Here is a 16574-nt window from a genome sequence, read left to right on the forward strand (position 1 = left end):
GGGCCGCCGACGCGCCCAAAACCCGTGCTGAATCAAGCCCCTGCCACATCGGGCGGGTCACGCCGCAGCGCTGGCACGCTTCTTGAGACAAAGACCACCATTGCAGATGCAGAACCCGATCGAGGACACCCCGTGAGCAACGCCCCCGCCCTGTCGGTCGAAGGTTTTTTCGACCCGGCCACCCACACCGTCAGCTATCTGCTGCTCGATACGGCGAGCCGCGCGTGCGCGCTGATCGATAGCGTGCTCGACTACGACCCGAAATCCGGCCGCACGCGCACCGCGAGCGCCGACCGGCTGATCGCGCGCGTCGCCGAACTCGGCGCGACCGTGCACTGGCTGCTGGAGACGCACGTGCACGCCGACCACCTGTCGGCCGCGCCCTACCTGAAAGCACGGGTCGGCGGCCAGATCGCGATCGGTTCGCACGTGCGCCGCGTGCAGCACGTGTTCGGCACGCTGTTCAACGCAGGGCCGGGCTTTGCGGAAGACGCCCGCCAGTTCGACCGGCTCGTCGACGACGGCGACACGCTCGCGCTCGGCGCGCTGACGATCCGCGCGCTGCACACGCCGGGCCACACGCCCGCGTGCATGACCTACTGCGTGGACGACGCGACGCAGCGCGCGGCGTTCGTCGGCGACACGCTGTTCATGCCCGACTACGGCACGGCCCGCTGCGACTTCCCCGGCGGCGACGCGCGCACGCTGTACCGCTCGATCGCGCGGGTGCTCGCGCTGCCGCCCGACACGCGACTGTTCCTGTGCCACGACTACCAGCCGGGCGGCCGCGACGTGCAGTTCGTGACGACCGTCGCCGAGCAGCGCCGCGCGAACGTGCACGTGAAGGACGGCGTGACCGAGGACGATTTCGTCGCGATGCGCACCGCGCGCGACGCGACGCTCGACATGCCCGTGCTGATGCTGCCGTCCGTGCAGGTCAACATGCGCGCCGGCCACCTGCCGGAGCCCGAGAACAACGGCGTGCGCTACCTGAAGATTCCGCTCGACGCGATCTGAGCGCCCGCACCCCAACGAGAACTCCGACATGACGACCCTCCGCAAGCTGACCGATACGCTGTCGGTCTCGCCGCAGATCGCGGCGGCCGACCTGCCCGCGCTTCACGCGGCGGGCATCCGCGCGATCATCTGCAACCGGCCCGACGGCGAAGGCGCCGACCAGCCGACCGTCACCGAGATCCGCGCGGCCGCCGCGCCGCTCGGTATCGACGTGCATTACCTGCCGGTCGATACCGGCAAGGTGACCGACGACCAAGCTGCGCAGTTCGGCGCGCTCGTCGCGTCACTCGACGGGCCTGTGCTCGCGTACTGCCGCAGCGGCACGCGCTCGGCCACGCTGTGGGCGCTGTCGCAGGCGGGGCTGCATCCGCTGGACGACCTCGTCGCCACCGCCGGCGCGGCCGGCTACGACCTGAGCGCGCTTGCATCGCGTGTCACGCAAAACAGCCACCACACGGCGCCGGCCGTCGACGCACGACACGACATCGTGATCGTCGGCGCGGGTGCCGCCGGCATCGCCGTCGCGTCGAGCCTGCTCGCGCGCGACGCGTCGCTCGACATCGCGGTGATCGATCCCGCCGACGTCCACTATTACCAGCCCGGCTGGACGATGGTCGGCGCGGGCGTGTTCCAGCCCGGCACCACCGCGCGGCCGATGACCGACGTGCTGCCGCGCGGCGTGCACCGCATCCAGGCCGCCGTCGCGGGCTTCGAGCCCGACGCGCACGTCGTGGTGCTCGACGGCTGCCGGCGCATCGGTTATCGCAAGCTCGTCGTGTGCACGGGGCTCAAGCTCGACTGGCACGCGATCGACGGCCTCGCCGACACGCTCGGCCGCAACGGCGTCACGTCGAACTACCGCTACGATCTCGCGCCGTACACGTGGGAGCTCGTGCGCGCGTTCCGCGGCGGCAATGCGCTCTTCACGCAGCCGCCGATGCCGATCAAGTGCGCGGGCGCGCCGCAAAAGGCGATGTACCTGTCGTGCGATCACTGGCGGCGCACGGGGCGCCTCGACGCCGCGAACGTCGAATTCCTGAATGCGGGCGGCGCGTTGTTCGGCGTCGCCGATTACGTACCCGCGCTGATGGAGTACGTGAAAAGCTACGACATCGCACTGTCGTTCGGCCACAACCTCGTCGCGATCGACGGGCCCGCGCGCCGTGCGACGTTCTCGCGCGCGCTGCCCGACGGCGGCAAGGCAACCGTCGAGCGTTCGTTCGACATGATCCACGTCGTGCCGCCGCAGAAGGCGCCGGACTTCGTGCGTGCGAGCCCGCTCGCCGACGCGGCCGGCTGGATCGACGTCGATCCGGCGACGCTGCGCCACAAGCAGTTCGAGGACATCTACGCGCTCGGCGACGTCACCAACACGACCAATGCAAAAACGGCCGCGGCCGCGCGCAAGCAGGCGCCCGTCGTCGCGCACAACCTGCTCGCGTCGCTCGGCCGCGCGCACGGCGACGCCGCGTACGACGGCTACGGCTCGTGCCCGCTCACCGTCGAGCGCGGCAAGATCGTGCTCGCCGAATTCCTGTACGGCGGCAAGGTCGCGCCGACCTTCCCCGCGTGGCTGATCGACGGCAAACGCCCGTCGCGGCTCGCGTGGCTGCTCAAGGAGCGCGTGCTGCCGCCGCTCTACTGGAAGGCGATGCTCAAGGGCCGCGAATGGCTCGCGAAGCCCGCGATCGCAGGTTGACCGGAGCGCAAGGACGTCATGCTGATCTCCCTCGTACTCGGCGGCTTCGTCGGCGCCGTGCTCGGCCTGACCGGCGCCGGCGGCGGCATTCTCGCGGTGCCCGCGCTCGTCGTCGGGATGAGCTGGCCGATGCAGCAGGCCACGCCGGTCGCGCTCGTCGCGGTGGCGGGCAGCGCCGCGCTCGGCGCGCTCGAAGGTTTTCGCCGCGGGCTCGTGCGCTACCGCGCGGCGCTGCTGATGGCGGTGGCCGGCGTGCCGCTGACCACGCTCGGCGTGCGGCTCGCGCACGTGCTGCCGCAGCGCCTGCTGCTCACGCTGTTCGCGCTGACGATGCTGGTCGTCGCCGCTCGCCTGTTGCGGCAGGCGCTGCGGCGGCAGGCGACCGATACGGACACGTCGCCGCTGTGCGTCGGCCGCGTGAATCCCGATACGGGCCGGCTCGTGTGGTCGTGGCCCGTAGGCATCGCGCTGGCGTCGACCGGCGCGGTCACGGGCTTGATGACGGGGCTGCTCGGCGTCGGCGGCGGTTTCGTGATCGTGCCGATGCTGCGCAAGTTCACGAACGTGTCGATGCATGGGGTGGTCGCGACGTCGCTGATGGTGATCGCGCTGGTCGGCACCGGCGGCGTGCTCGCGACGCTCGTGTCGGGCACGCGCGCGCCACTCGACGTGACGCTGTGGTTCACCGTCGCGACCGCGCTCGGCATGGCCGCCGGCCGCGGTGCGTCGCGCCACCTCGCCGCGCGGCATGTGCAGGCCGGTTTTGCGGCCGTGCTCGTGTGCGTCGCGCTCGGCTTGCTGGCCAAGGCGGCGTTCGGCGCGTGAACGACGGCGACGCGCCGGCGATCGTTGCGCGCCGCCAAAACGAAACGCCCGGCCCGACTCGTCGTCGGCACCGGGCGTTTTTCATGATGGCCGCAATCGGCGTGTCAGGCCGCGAACCCCGCCAGCCGCTTGCGCTCCTGACGCAGCATCACGAAGTTCGCGATCACGACGCCGGCCGTCACCGCGATGATGAACAGCGTCGCGAGCGCGTTCATCTCCGGGTTCAGGCCAAGGCGCACGCGCGAGAACACGACGAGCGGCAGCGTCGTCGAGCCGGGGCCCGACAGGAACGCCGATAGCACCAGATCGTCGATCGACAGCGTGAACGACAGCAGCCAGCCCGCGATCAGCGCCTGCGAGATCAGCGGCAGCGTGATCGTGAAGAACACCTTCAGCGGGGTCGCGCCGAGATCGAGCGCGGCCTCTTCCAGCGACGGATTCAGCTCGCGCACGCGCGACTGCACGATGATCGCGACGTACGAGATGCACAGCATCACGTGGCCGAGCCAGATCGTGAACACGCCGCGCTCGGCCGGCCAGCCGATCCACTTCGCGAGCTCGATGAACAGCAGCAGCAGCGAGATCCCCTGGATCACCTCGGGAATCACGAGCGGCGCGTTGATCATCCCGCTGAACAGCGCGAAGCCGCGAAAGCGTCCCATCCGTGCGAGCACGAAGCCGGCCCACGTGCCGATGAACACCGACGCAAACGCGGTCAGCACGCCGATCTTCAGCGACAGCCACGCGGCCGTCAGCAGCTCGTCGTCCTCGACGAGCGCCGCGTACCAGCGGAACGAGAAGCCCGACCACACGGTGACGAGCTTCGACTCGTTGAACGAATAGACGATCAGGCTGATGATCGGGATGTACAGGAACGCGAAACCGACGAACAGCGCCGCGAACTGCAGGTAGCGATTCGGCTTCATCGACGGCCTCCCTGTTCCTTCGCCTGGAAGTGCTGGAACATCGCCATCGGCACGAGCAGCAGCAACACCATCGCGCAGGTCACGGCAGACGCCATCGGCCAGTCCGCGTTGTTGAAGAACTCGTTCCACATCACGCGGCCGATCATCAGCGTATTCGCGCCGCCGAGCAGCTCCGGAATCACGTACTCGCCGACCGCCGGGATGAACACCAGCAGGCAGCCCGCGATGATGCCGTTCTTCGACAGCGGCAGCGTGATCTGCACGAACGCCTTCCACGGCTTCGCGCCGAGGTCGTACGCAGCCTCGAGCAGGCGCAGGTCCATCTTCACGAGGTGCGCATAGAGCGGCATCACGAGGAACGGCAGGTACGAATACACCATCCCGATGTACACCGCGTAATTCGTGCGGTACAGCTCGATCGGCGTATGCGTGAGCCCGATCCACATCAGGAAGTTGTTCAGCAGCCCGTTGTTCTTCAGGATGCCGATCCACGCATACACGCGGATCAGGAACGACGTCCAGAACGGCAGCATCACGCCCATCATCAGCAGGTTGCGGGTGGCCGGGTTCGAGCGCGCGATGTAGTACGCCATCGGATAGCCGAGCAGCAAGCACAGCAGCGTCGTGATCGCGGCGACCCACACCGAGTTCACGTAGGTCGCGAAATACAGGCTGTCCGTGAACAGGAACGCGTAGTGCGACAGGTTCAGCGCGATGTGCACGACGCCGTCCGCGTACGACGCGAGCTCCGTATACGGCGGGATACCGAGCTGCAGCTCCGCGAAGCTGATCTTCACGACCAGCACGAACGGCACGAGGAAGAACAGCACGAGCCACGTGAACGGCCCGGCCACGACCGCCGTGGCGCCCGTCAGGTTGAAGCGCCGCACCGGCCACTCGAGCAGGGACTTGAACGCGTTCATGACGTCAGCACCACGCCGGCGGTCGCGCTCCAGCGCACGTAGATCTCGTCGCCGAGCGCCGGCGTGTCGAGTTCGGAAATCGCGAGACTCGACACGTTCGCGATCACCGTCTTGCCGCCGTCGAGCTTCACGTGATACAGCGAATAGCCGCCCATGTACGCGACGTTGCTGATCCGGCCGCGCGCCCAGTTGAACGCGCCTTCGGGCGGCTTGCGCGTGAGCGCGATCCGCTCGGGGCGCACCGACACCGTGACCGGCATCCCGAGCGGGCCCGAGATCCCGTGGCTCACGTACAGCCGGCTCGGCAGTTCCGGCGATTCGATGTACACGTGATCGGGCTCGTCCTCGACCGTCACGCCGTCGAACAGGTTCGTCGAGCCGATGAATTCGGCCGAGAAGCGGCTGTTCGGATATTCGTACACTTCGTTCGGCGAGCCGATCTGCACGATCTGGCCTTCGCTCATCACCGCGAGGCGGTTCGCCATCGTCATCGCCTCTTCCTGGTCGTGCGTGACCATGATGCAGGTGACGCCGACCTTGTTCAGGATGTTGACGAGCTCGATCTGCGTGCGCTGGCGAATCTGCTTGTCGAGCGCGGACATCGGCTCGTCGAGCAGCAGCAGCTTCGGGCGCTTGACCAGCGAGCGGGCCAACGCGACACGCTGCTGCTGGCCGCCGGAGAGTTGATGCGGCTTGCGCTTCGCGTACTTGCCCATCTGCACGAGTTCGAGCGCGGATGCGACACGCGCCTTCAGCTCGGCCTTCGGCGTGCCTTCCTGCTTCAGCCCGAACGCGACGTTCGACTCGACCGACATGTGCGGGAACAGCGCATACGACTGGAACATCATGTTCACGGGCCGCTTGTACGGCGGCATCTGCGCGAGGTCCTCGCCGTCGATCAGGATCTTGCCCGACGTGACCGTCTCGAGGCCCGCGAGCATCCGCAGCAACGTCGACTTGCCGCAGCCCGAGCTGCCGAGCAGCGCGAACAGCTCGCCCTGGCGCACGGTCAGGTTGACGCTGCGCACGGCTTCGGTGTCGCCGAATTTCTTGACGACGTCGACGATCTGGACAAAGTTCTCGGCGCGCGCATCGGCGCCGGAGGAGGAAACGGAGAACGGCGCGCCCGCGACCGGCGCGCCCGACTGGCTATTCATGATGTGCTGCTTCTCTCCTGCGTTAGACGAACAAAGCCCCCGGGGGCACCAGGGGCTTCATGACTGCTGATTCACTTCGGCTCGCGTCAGCGGCCCGACTTCAGCTCGGTCCACAGACGCGTCTGCAGACGCTGGATTTCAGGCGGCAGCGGCTTGAGCAGGAACAGCGTCTTCACGACGTCGGCCGGCGGATACACGGCCGGGTCATTCGCGACGTCGGGCCGCACGTACTTGCGTGCCTCGGCGTTGGCGCTCGGGTAGTACACCGCGTTGGTGATCGCCGCGTGCACCTTCGGATCCTCGATGTAGTTGATCCACTGCAGCGCGGCTTCCTTGTTCTTCGCATCCTTCGGGATCGCCATCACGTCGAACCACACCGGCGCGCCGCCCTTCGGAATGTAGTACTCGATCTTGTACGGCTTCTTCGCCTCGATCGCGCGATGCTTCGCGATCACGACGTCGCCCGACCAGCCGAACGCGAAGCAGATGTCGCCGCCGACCAGGTCGTTGATGTAGCCCGACGAGTTGAATTGCGTGATGTACGGACGGATCTTCTTCAGCACGTCCATCGCGGCCTTGTAGTCGGCCGGGTTCGTGCTCATCGGGTCCTTGCCGATGTAGTGCAGCGCCGCCGCGAACATCTGGTCGGGTGCGTCGAGCACCGACACGCCGCAGGTCTTCAGCTTCGAAAGGTTTTCCGGCTTGAACAGGATGTCCCAGTTGTCGAGCGGCACCTTGCCGAGCGCCTGCTGCGCCTTCGTCAGGTTGTACGCGAGGCCGGTCGTGCCGTATGCCCAGGGCACCGAGTACTTGTTGCCCGGGTCCGCGCCGGCGACGAGCGCCATCAGTTGCGGATCGAGATACTTGAGGTTCGGCAGCTTCGACTTGTCGAGCGGCGCGAAGATGCCGGCGGCGATCTGCTTGCCCGCGTAGTTGCTGGTCGGCACGACGATGTCGTAGCCCGAGCTGCCCGTCAGCAGCTTCGCCTGCAGCGTGTCGTCGCTGTCGTAGTTGTCGTAGCGGACCTTGACACCCGCCTGCTTCTCGAAGTTCGGGATCGTGTCCTTCGCAATGTAGTCCGACCAGTTATAGACATTGAGCTGCGTATCCTTCGCCGCTGCCGCCGACGCACCCACGCACAGCGCGAGCGCTGCGAACCGGCCCACTACCTTTGCTTTCATCCCGTTCTCCCTCCGGCCGGACGCATTGCCCGGCTGCCGTCTGCCTCGTCATGGCGGCGCATTCTGGCGCGCCACCCCTCGAAAACCCCGAAAACTACCATCATTCGCGCCCCGTCACAAAAAAATCATGCCGGTGTCGCGCAAACGGAACAGATTCCCGCCGCCGGCCCGTCGGGCCGCCCGTGCGGTGGGGCGTTCCGGGGGAATTCTATCGGGTAATCGGCTGCTGTCCACCGGGAAAAACGGACAGCGGCGAAGCTGCGTTCGCGTGCCGGGTGCGCCCGCCCGGCGACCGCGCCCGACGCGCGGCCGCACTGTCCCGATCCCGCGCCGGGACGGTACGCCGGCGCGAGCGTCCGGCCGGGCCGCCGCGATGCATTAAAATGGCGGCTGACGATTCAACTGCGCGAACCCTCCCGATGGCCTCCAATCTTCACGATCTTCCCGACAGCCCCTGCATCGGCGTGTGCTCGACGCTCTTCGACGAAGTCTGCAAGGGCTGCGGCCGCACGGCCGCCGAAGTCTCGAACTGGGTATTCCTGAGCGACGACGAAAAGCGCGCGGTGTGGGAGCGCATCACGCGCGAAGGCACCGCGATGCGCTTCCAGTACGACAAGCTGTAAATCCGTCGCCCATAAAAAAAAGCGGCATGCAGACCGCCATGCCGCCAACCCCAACTCTGTTCTTGTTCCGTCGCGTCTAGAACTTCATCCCGACGCCCACGCCGACGATCAGCGGATCGATGTGCAGCGTGCCGATGCCCTTGTCGCCCAGCGTCGCATCGGTGCTCATCCAGATCTTCTTCACGTCGACGTTCATGAACACCTTCTTGGTCAACTGCACGTCCACGCCGAACTGCAGCGCGGGGCCGAAACTGCTCTTGTTGATCGACACGCCCTCCCCGCCGACGTTGAGCCCGTTGTTGTAGAAGTACGTGTAGTTCAACCCGGCGCCGACGTACGGGCGCACCTTGCCCGCATGGTTGAAGTGATACTGCAGCAAGAGCGTCGGCGGCAGCACGCCCACGCCGCCGAGATTGCCGAGGCTCGACGTCAGCTGATGCCGCGACGTGCCGAGGATCAGCTCGACGCCGAGGTAGTCGCGGATCATGTACGTGAAGTCGAGCTCGGGCACGATCGCGTTGTTCACGCCCGTGTTGATCGCGCCGAGCGTGTCGCTCGCGCGCTCGTTCGGCTGGATGCTGATCGCGCGCAGCCGGACCAGTACGTCCCCCTGGTTGATGCCGTCGCCCGGCGACGCCGCGTGCGACAGCGACGGCATCGCGATGGCGGCCGCGACGGCGGCGGCGGTGACACAAGTTCGAATCGTTTTATGCATGGTACGGACCCCCAAAGAATGGTTTCCATTCTCCCTGTAGGGTCTTTTCGTCATCTTGATATTGGTCAAGCCAGCGTAAACGTGGGACGGTTTGCCGCAGGCTCGGTCGCATTGCCCGTCAGCAGCAGGTCGAGCAGATCGCGCACGCTGCGGATCGCACGGCCGAACGGCAATGCTTCGCGGCCGCGGAAGAACAGCCCGTTCGCGACGTCGCCGCGCAGCGCCGCCGCGAGCCGCGTGTCGATGCAGAAATGGCCGAACTTCTCGATGCCGTCGCGCAGCCCGCATACGCTCAGGCATTCGAGCGCGGTCGGGCAGCGCTGCTTGAACGCGCCGAGCTTGTTGCGAATGCGTGTCTCGTTGCGCAGGTAACGATCGAGCCACGGCGTCTTCACCGCACGCGCGGGCAGGCCCGTCACGCTGACGAATTCGACGATGTCGTCGGGCGTCGCATCGGCGAGCACGCGCTTGAAGTGCGGATGCGCGTCGCCCTCTTCCGTCACCGCGAACGGCGTCCCGACCTGCACGCCATTCGCGCCGGCCGCGAACGCCGCGCGCACCGTGTCGTGACTGTTGATCCCGCCGGCCACGATCAGCGGGATCGTGTCGCGGGCGATGCCGAGCGATGCCATCACCTGCGCGGTTTCGTCCAGCACGCGCGCGAAATCGAAGCGGGCGTCGTGCATGTCGTCGATCTGCGTGACGCCGAGGTGGCCGCCCGCGTGCGCCGGATGCTCGATCACGATCGCATCGGGCAGGCGCCCCTTCTTCATCCACTTCTTCAGCACCAGCGCGATCCCGCGGCTGTCCGACAGGATCGGGATCAGCGCGATGTCGTGCCCTTGCGTGAGGTCGGGCAGGTCGAGCGGCAGGCCCGCGCCCATCACGATCGCATCCGCGCCCTCGTCGCACGCGACCCGCACGTAGTCCGCCTGCGCGCTCACCGCCTTCATCACGTTGACCGCGATCATCCCGCGCCCTTCGCTGTACGTTTTCGCGAGACGGATCTCGCGCGCGAGCGCGTCGAGGTTCGCCGCCTCGAGCGTCGCGCGATCGGGTTGCGCGCGGCACCGCGCAAGCAGGTCCGCATGATGGTGGCGCAGGTCGATGCTCGCGATCGTGCCGACCGCGCCTTCGCGCGCGACGCTGCCCGCCAGCCGGTGCGCGGAGATGCCGACGCCCATGCCGCCCTGCACGACGGGCAGCAAGGTGCGGCCGCGGATCGTCAGCGGCGGAAAGGAAGTGCGTACGGTCATCTGAAACCTCGTCGGAACATCGGAACCGCGATGATCGACGATCCACCGCCGCGCACCTTGACGGCCGTCAATAAAAAACGGCACGCAAGCGTGCCGTATTTTCCGGTTCGGGCCGCGCGCGGCGTTCAGGCCGGCCTGGCCGGCTTCAACTGCATCGACTTGTACTCGAGATACTCGTCGAGCCCGTACACGCCGTTCTCGCGGCCGTACCCCGACTGCTTGAAGCCGCCGAACGGCGCGGCGCCGTTCCACGTGCCGCCGTTGATGTCGACCTGCCCGGTGCGGATGCGGCGCGCGACGCGCAGCGCGCGTTCGTCGCTGCCGGCCCACACCGCGCCGCCGAGCCCGTACGGCGAATCGTTCGCGATCCGCACGGCCTCGTCTTCATCGCGATAGGTGATGATCGACAGCACCGGCCCGAAGATCTCTTCCTGCGCGATCGTCGCTTTCGGATCGACCCGGCCGAACACGGTCGGCTTCACGAAGAAGCCCTTCGCAAGCCCTTCCGGCAAGCCGGTGCCTCCCGTCACGAGTTCCGCGCCTTCGTCGATGCCGCGCTGGATGTAGGCCTGCACGCGCTGCTGCTGCGCGGCCGACGCCAGCGCGCCGAGACGCGTCGCCTCCTGCCGCGGGTCGCCCGCGCCGTACGCTTCGGCCGCGGCCTTCGCGAGCTCGCGCGCTTCTTCGTAGCGGGCCTCCGGCACCAGCATCCGCGTATGCGCGGAGCAGGTCTGCCCCGCGTTCAGGTAACACGCATTGACCGTGCCCTTCACCGCCGTCGCGAAATCGGCATCGTCGAGGATCACCGACGCCGACTTGCCGCCCAGCTCCAGCGCGACGCGCTTGACGCCCGCGGCCGCCAGCTCGGCCACGCGCTTGCCCGCGCGCGTCGAGCCGGTGAACGACACCATGTCGACGTCCGGATCGGTGGCCAACACCTCGCCGACGACCGGGCCGTACCCGCACACGAGGTTGAACACGCCGGCCGGCAGCCCGGCCTCGTGGATCGCTTCGGCGAGCATGAACGCGTTGAGCGGCGCGACTTCGGACGGCTTGAGCACCACCGTGCAGCCGGCCGCGAGCGCCGGCGCGACCTTCAGCGTGACCTGGTTGAGCGGGTAGTTCCACGGCGTAATCGCCGCGACGACGCCGACCGGTTCGCGCACCACCAGCGAATTGCCGACCTGCGCCTCGAATTCGAACGATTCGGCCAGCTGCGCGTACGCCTTCCAGTTGTAGATCGGGCCGCCGACCTGGATCGCGCGCGACAGCTTGATCGGCATGCCGACTTCGCCGGTGATCGACTGCGCGAGTTCCTCGCTGCGCGCCTGCAGGCGCTCGACGATCTTGCGCAGGTAGCCCGCGCGCGTCGCGGCCGGCGTGGCCGCCCACGCATCGAACGCCGCGCGCGCCGCACGGATCGCGTCCTGTGCGTCGGACGCAACGCCCTCGGGAATCCGGCCGATCACGGTTTCGGTGCCCGAATCGATCACGTCGATGGTGCCGATGCCGGCCGGTTTGCGCCATGCGCCGTCGATGTAGAACTGGTCGTAGATTTTCATCGTTTTCCGCCTCCAGGGAAGCCGCCATTCTAGCGAGCGTTTCGGTGACTGGTGTGACGAATGACAGCCGTTCGAAAGGGCCGGCACGCCATCACGCCGTTGCTGCGCCGCCCGCCGCGCGTGGCCGGCGCGGCATTCGTCGGGCCGCCGCCACGTCAGCATCCGCCCGGGTGCGCGGTCGGGCCCGCATCGTGCTATGTTTTTATTATCGGCATCGGCCCGTTGCGGCCGGCGCCGCCCGGAATCGACGCACTTCGTGAGCGCTGCCATGTCCGACGCATCCCATACCCTCGGCTCGCAAGACCGCCTGGAGCTGCTTTGCTGGCTCACCTGCGGCAACCTCGGCGCGTTTTACCTCAACGAATCATGGCCGGACGCCGCGTTCCAGGTGCAAGCCGCGCACCGCTGGCTCGACCGCCATCACCGCCAGGCCGACTGGCTGTCGGTCGCCAAGCTCGCGGCGCTCGCGCAGGACATCGCGAAGCGGCATGCGGGATTCGTCGACGCGTCGTGGGCGCGCGACGCGGTCGAGGAAATCGTCGATACCGACGATCTCGACTATCGGGCCAAACTCGTGCAATGGGTGTACGAAGACTGCTGCAAGGCGCTCGCGGACAAGCGGCTGGCGGATTGAATCACGCAGGCCGAGCCGGCGCGATCGCGGCATCGCCCTGCGCGGCGCGCTTTTCGCCGTGACGAACGTCGCGGCCGGAATGATTGATGGGGCACGGCGCATGTGCGCCGCCCCCGGGTGCCGGCACGCGCGATGCGTGCCGATGCGCTTACAGCAGCGACTTGGCCTGCGTCAGCACCTTGTCGCAGATCTGCTTGGTCACCTGCTGCTTCAGGCCGCCGCCGCTCAGGTCGAGCTTGCTGCCGTTGCCGGCGTCGAGAATCCCGCTGGCACCGCTCGTATAGCCGCTGTAGGACGACGCGGACGCGGTGCCGCCGAGCTTGCCGAGCAGCGCGTCCTTCACCGACGATGCGCCGCTGCCCGTTGCGCCGCCAAGATAGTTGTTCTGGATGCAGAACTGCAGCAGGCCCGCGACGTTGCCGGTACTGCCCGGCGTCAGCGACGCGCCGCCGCCGCCCGTCAGCGCGCCGCCCAAGCCGCCGAGGTTGCCGAGCGCCCCGCCCGCGCTGCCGCCCGAATCGCCGCCACCACCGACCTGTTTCAGGACGTCGCCCAGTTGCGCATGGGCGACCGAAAACGGCGCGAGCAATCCGATCAGCGCGCCGGCAACGGTCGCGCGGTAAAGACGTGCATTCATGTAAAGCCTCCCGGTTGTGACTGCGTGAATACCGCGAATCGCATTCAAGGATACGCAATCGAGCGGGGCATGACAGCCTTCGAAACCGCATGAAACGTCAGGCATCGTGATATATCGCGGCGATTTGACGATGCTTGACGGAGGGTTGCGCACGGCATCGCCGGCTCGGCAGGTGCGCAACCACCGTGCCGTGTCGCCAGCTCGCGCGAAGCGTCATAGAATCGTCGTCGCCGGCCGTTCGGCTGCTGCGGCTCGACATTCACCTCGAATACGAAAGGACATTCGCGTGGCGCCTGCCCATCGATTTCTGCTGATCGCCGGCGCATCCACCGCGCTGATGGGCAGCGCCAGTGCAGCCGGTGCTGCCGAGGCTGCGCCCGCCACCACGGCGACCGCGTCCTGTGCATCGCCTTCGTTCGACCGCTATCCGGCACCGGCCGCCGCCCGCACACCACGCAAACCGGCTGCCGCGCCCCGACTCACCAGCAAGGAGGCGCGCCTGTACCGCACCGTCATTCGCGACGCATTCGCGCAACCGGCCAATTTTGCCGGTCACTATCGCATCGCGATCTGGGGTTGCGGAACGGATTGCCGAAATTTCGCGATCGTCGACAAGAACACGGGCGCGACGTACACGATGCCCGGCGTGAAGGCCATCTCGGGCGTAATGGGCAACGACGACGAGCGCGTCGACTTCCGAGCCGGCAGCAGGCTGCTGATCGTGGCCGGCTGCTTCAACGACGATTGCGACGCCGGCAACGCGAAAGCGGCCCGGTTCTTCTACGAATGGACCGGCACCGGGCTGCGTCCGGTCGGCAGATGCCCGCTGGCCATCGAGCCGGTTCAGTGAGCGGCCCGAGCAACCGATGATCTCCATTCACCTCAGTTTCGACGACGGCCCCGGCCCCTCGACGCCTGCGCTGCTCGACGTGCTGCGCGACGCCTCGTGCACGGCGACCTTCTTCGTGCTCGGCCAGCACCTGGCGGACGCACCCGACGTCGCGACGAGAATCGTGCGCGACGGCCACCGGCTCGGCAATCACACCTATTCGCACGCGAAACCGGGCGCGCTCGCCGACGCCGCACTCATCGACGAGATCGACACGACCGACGCACTGATTCGCGACGTCTACCGCCGCGCCGGCCTTCCCGCACCGAACGCGATCCCGCTGCGTCTTCCGTACGGGTTGATGCCGCGGGACGATCGCGCCGCCGTGCTCGCGCGCCTGCCACGCGAACACACGGGCTGGACCGCGATACTGGACGACTGGCAACGGCCGGCGCCGTCACCTCACGCGCTGTTCGACGCGATGTGTGCGCATGTCGACGCCTTCACGGCACAGCATCGCGACGTGCTGTTCTGCCTGCACGACGGATCGCGGCACGGCGATGCGCGGCCCAACACGGTCGAGGCCGTGCGGCTGTTCCTGAACCGGCAGCGCTGACGCGACGGCCGGCTAACTCGCGGGCGCCTGCCCGTCGAGCAACTGGCGCCAGCCGCCGAGGAATCCGATACCGGGGCCCGGCATCCATAGGCCCCGCTGCGCCGCTTCGAGATGGATCAGCGTCTGGTCCGCGCAGAACAACGTCATCAGCGCGTCGTCGTTGTCGCGCAGCCAATCCGGCGCCGCGTCCGGCCGCGTCGCCGCATAGGTCTCCAGACCGGCCTTCCATCGCCCGCGATCGAACACGAAGCCGTCATCCCGGCCCGCATCGCGCGACAGCGCGAACGACGCAAAGGCCGCTTCGAGCCATTGCGCTCCCTGCCCCACATCGTCGAAATCCAGCACGCCGTTCACCGCGTTGCCGACATACAGCAGGTTGCCCGCGTGATAGTCGCCGTGCAGCCAATGCACCGGCCCCGTGAGCCACGCGGCTGCCGCGTCGAGATGCATGCCGATGCGCCGGAGCACCGTGTCGTACGCGTCGCGCAGATCGCCCGGCAGCAACGGCATCGCACGCGCCGCGACACGCGCATGACGGGACAACAGCCATGAGAGCGGCGCGGCTTCGCTTGCCGGTATCGCGGCCAGCGCCGTATGCAGATGCGCGAGCGTGCGCATCGCATCGGTCGCCCCCGCGTGCGGGTCGTCCGGCAGGCCGGGATGGCCGTCGATATGCTCGAACAGATGCAGCCAGCGTCCGTCGGGCACTTGCACGCCGGTTTGCGCATCGACGGTCGGCCGCAGCCGCGGCAGCGCGGGCAGCAGCCGCGCCGTGCGCGCGTCACCAAGATGACCGAGGATCGACGCCTCGCGCTGCATTTGCCCGACCCGCTTGCCGGACCACGATACGCGCAGCACCGCGCGCCCCGCGTCGCACTCGACGAGATAGGTTTTGTTAGTATGGCCCGACGCCAGCGCCTGCAGGCGCGCCGGTCCGACGTTCCAGTACCGGTGAAGCCACGGTTCCAGCGTTTTCACGTCACTCCTACTCGTTGCATTGACCATGTCAGAGCGTCCTTCGGCCCGCATGCGGGACATCAACATCGAATGGCTGACGCGCGCCGCCGAATTCGGCCATCTGTTCCAGACCCGCTGGCTCGGCGAGCGCTTCTTCCATCTGCCCGGCGACATGCTCGCGCTGCAGGAACTGATCTGGCGCGAGCGCCCCGACTGCATCGTCCAGACCGGCATCGCGGCGGGTGGCGGCGTGGTGTTCACCGCGTCGATGCTCGAGCTGGCCGGCGCCCCGGGCCGCGTCGTCGCGATCGAACCGCGCCTGCGCGACGAGGTCCGGCAGCGCCTGCAATCGCACCGGCTCGCCCATCGCATGGTGCTGATCGAAGGCGAATCGTGCGCGGCCGACACGCTCGCATCGGTGCGCGCGCAGATCGACGACGGCGCGCGCGTGATGACGATCCTCGATCTCACGCATACGCACGCGCACGTGCTGCGCGAGCTCGAATGCTATGCGCCGTTCGTGACGCCCGGCAGCTACGCGATCGTGATGGACACCATCATGGAGTACCTGCCCGAGTCGATGTTCGAAGGCAAGCCGTACGGCCGCGGCAACAATCCGGCCACGGCCGCCCGTGAATTTCTCGCCCGCGACGACCGCTTCGAAATCGACCACGACATCGAGGACCGCGTGCTCATGACGCTGTCGCCAGGCGGCTTCCTGAAGCGAGTGCGCTGATCAGGCGGGCGGCGTGCGCGGAGCCGTCGCACGCGGCATAGCTGTCGCGAATCCGTGCCGCCTGCTCGCGCAACGGTCCGGCACGTAACAGGCGTTCGAGCGCATCCGTAATGTCCGTAACGCCGGCCCGCTGCAGATCGAGCACGCAGCCCGCGCCGGCCCGCTCGACGAAATGCGCCGAATGGAACTGGTCGTTGCAGAACGGCGACAGCAGCATCGGCACGCCGCACGCGAGCGACTCCATCACCGAATTCGCGCCGCCGTGGCTGACGAACGCGTGC

At 67.7% G+C, this 16574-nt stretch carries 18 protein-coding genes; 8 read left to right on the plus strand and 10 right to left on the minus strand.

The window, feature by feature from the left end:
• Positions 1-132: 132 nt before the first annotated feature.
• The 3 genes from AP428_RS06310 to AP428_RS06320 are packed head-to-tail and all read left to right on the plus strand — an operon-like array spanning position 133 to position 3541.
• Positions 133-1017, plus strand: a complete 885-nt coding sequence (locus tag AP428_RS06310) for an MBL fold metallo-hydrolase (RefSeq protein ID WP_054927867.1) — start codon at positions 133-135, stop codon at positions 1015-1017.
• Between the two features lie 28 nt (positions 1018-1045).
• On the plus strand, positions 1046-2716 hold the full coding sequence (locus AP428_RS06315) for a bifunctional protein tyrosine phosphatase family protein/NAD(P)/FAD-dependent oxidoreductase (protein ID WP_054927868.1): 1671 nt from the start codon (positions 1046-1048) through the stop codon (positions 2714-2716).
• A gap of 18 nt (positions 2717-2734) precedes the next feature.
• A complete protein-coding gene (locus AP428_RS06320) occupies positions 2735-3541 on the plus strand; it encodes a sulfite exporter TauE/SafE family protein (RefSeq protein WP_054927869.1) in 807 nt (268 codons plus the stop codon).
• A gap of 104 nt (positions 3542-3645) precedes the next feature.
• Here the strand turns inward: AP428_RS06320 and AP428_RS06325 are convergent, their stop codons facing one another.
• From AP428_RS06325 to AP428_RS06340, 4 genes are all read right to left on the minus strand, one after another.
• Entirely contained in the window at positions 3646-4467 is an 822-nt protein-coding gene (locus tag AP428_RS06325; RefSeq protein WP_006475948.1) for an ABC transporter permease subunit, read from the minus strand.
• Positions 4464-5390, minus strand: coding sequence for an ABC transporter permease subunit (locus AP428_RS06330; RefSeq protein WP_006488137.1), 927 nt, complete (start codon positions 5388-5390; stop codon positions 4464-4466). The genes AP428_RS06325 and AP428_RS06330 overlap by 4 nt, the downstream gene beginning before the upstream one ends.
• Positions 5387-6547 (minus strand): ABC transporter ATP-binding protein, encoded by a 1161-nt coding sequence (locus AP428_RS06335; protein WP_006488129.1) that lies wholly within the window; start codon positions 6545-6547, stop codon positions 5387-5389. The genes AP428_RS06330 and AP428_RS06335 overlap by 4 nt, the downstream gene beginning before the upstream one ends.
• 86 nt (positions 6548-6633) lie before the next feature.
• A complete protein-coding gene (locus AP428_RS06340) occupies positions 6634-7728 on the minus strand; it encodes a polyamine ABC transporter substrate-binding protein (protein WP_034207395.1) in 1095 nt (364 codons plus the stop codon).
• A 419-nt stretch (positions 7729-8147) separates the two neighbouring features.
• On the opposite strand from AP428_RS06340, the gene AP428_RS06345 reads away from it, so the two are divergent.
• Complete coding sequence (locus tag AP428_RS06345) at positions 8148-8351, plus strand: DUF1289 domain-containing protein (protein ID WP_006493160.1); 204 nt, start codon at positions 8148-8150, stop codon at positions 8349-8351.
• 76 nt (positions 8352-8427) lie between these two features.
• Here the strand turns inward: AP428_RS06345 and AP428_RS06350 are convergent, their stop codons facing one another.
• From AP428_RS06350 to AP428_RS06360, 3 genes are all read right to left on the minus strand, one after another.
• Entirely contained in the window at positions 8428-9066 is a 639-nt protein-coding gene (locus AP428_RS06350) for an OmpW family protein (RefSeq protein WP_012328582.1), read from the minus strand.
• Between the two features lie 65 nt (positions 9067-9131).
• Entirely contained in the window at positions 9132-10322 is a 1191-nt protein-coding gene (locus tag AP428_RS06355) for a nitronate monooxygenase family protein (protein WP_054927870.1), read from the minus strand.
• 125 nt (positions 10323-10447) lie between these two features.
• Positions 10448-11884, minus strand: coding sequence for an aldehyde dehydrogenase family protein (locus AP428_RS06360; protein ID WP_054927871.1), 1437 nt, complete (start codon positions 11882-11884; stop codon positions 10448-10450).
• A 268-nt stretch (positions 11885-12152) separates the two neighbouring features.
• Here AP428_RS06360 and AP428_RS06365 point away from each other — a divergent pair, with 268 nt between their 5' ends.
• Complete coding sequence (locus tag AP428_RS06365; protein ID WP_011549733.1) at positions 12153-12518, plus strand: hypothetical protein; 366 nt, start codon at positions 12153-12155, stop codon at positions 12516-12518.
• A 148-nt stretch (positions 12519-12666) separates the two neighbouring features.
• Here the strand turns inward: AP428_RS06365 and AP428_RS06370 are convergent, their stop codons facing one another.
• The gene (locus AP428_RS06370; protein WP_054927872.1) at positions 12667-13155 is read right to left on the minus strand and encodes a DUF2501 domain-containing protein; all 489 of its coding nucleotides are present in this window, start codon (positions 13153-13155) and stop codon (positions 12667-12669) included.
• 337 nt (positions 13156-13492) lie between these two features.
• Here AP428_RS06370 and AP428_RS06375 point away from each other — a divergent pair, with 337 nt between their 5' ends.
• Together AP428_RS06375 and AP428_RS06380 are read left to right on the plus strand one after the other, a co-directional pair.
• Entirely contained in the window at positions 13493-14005 is a 513-nt protein-coding gene (locus AP428_RS06375; RefSeq protein ID WP_054927881.1) for a hypothetical protein, read from the plus strand.
• A gap of 16 nt (positions 14006-14021) precedes the next feature.
• Positions 14022-14600 carry a polysaccharide deacetylase family protein gene (locus AP428_RS06380; protein WP_054927873.1) on the plus strand — a complete coding sequence of 193 codons (579 nt, stop codon included), beginning with the start codon at positions 14022-14024 and terminating at the stop codon, positions 14598-14600.
• Between the two features lie 12 nt (positions 14601-14612).
• On the opposite strand, the gene AP428_RS06385 is transcribed toward AP428_RS06380, so the two are convergent.
• Entirely contained in the window at positions 14613-15605 is a 993-nt protein-coding gene (locus AP428_RS06385) for a phosphotransferase (protein WP_230463103.1), read from the minus strand.
• Between AP428_RS06385 and AP428_RS06390 the strand changes: the two genes are divergently transcribed.
• A complete protein-coding gene (locus tag AP428_RS06390; protein WP_054927875.1) occupies positions 15604-16293 on the plus strand; it encodes a cephalosporin hydroxylase family protein in 690 nt (229 codons plus the stop codon). The two genes, AP428_RS06385 and AP428_RS06390, sit on opposite strands and share 2 nt — an antisense overlap.
• Here the strand turns inward: AP428_RS06390 and AP428_RS06395 are convergent.
• The coding region (locus tag AP428_RS06395; protein ID WP_269434008.1) for a glycosyltransferase at positions 16250-16574 on the minus strand (325 nt) is incomplete at its 5' end. The genes AP428_RS06390 and AP428_RS06395 overlap by 44 nt on opposite strands.

This window comes from Burkholderia sp. E168m22, from assembly GCF_001319805.1.
In the GTDB taxonomy this organism is placed as follows: Bacteria; Pseudomonadota; Gammaproteobacteria; order Burkholderiales; family Burkholderiaceae; genus Burkholderia; species Burkholderia orbicola.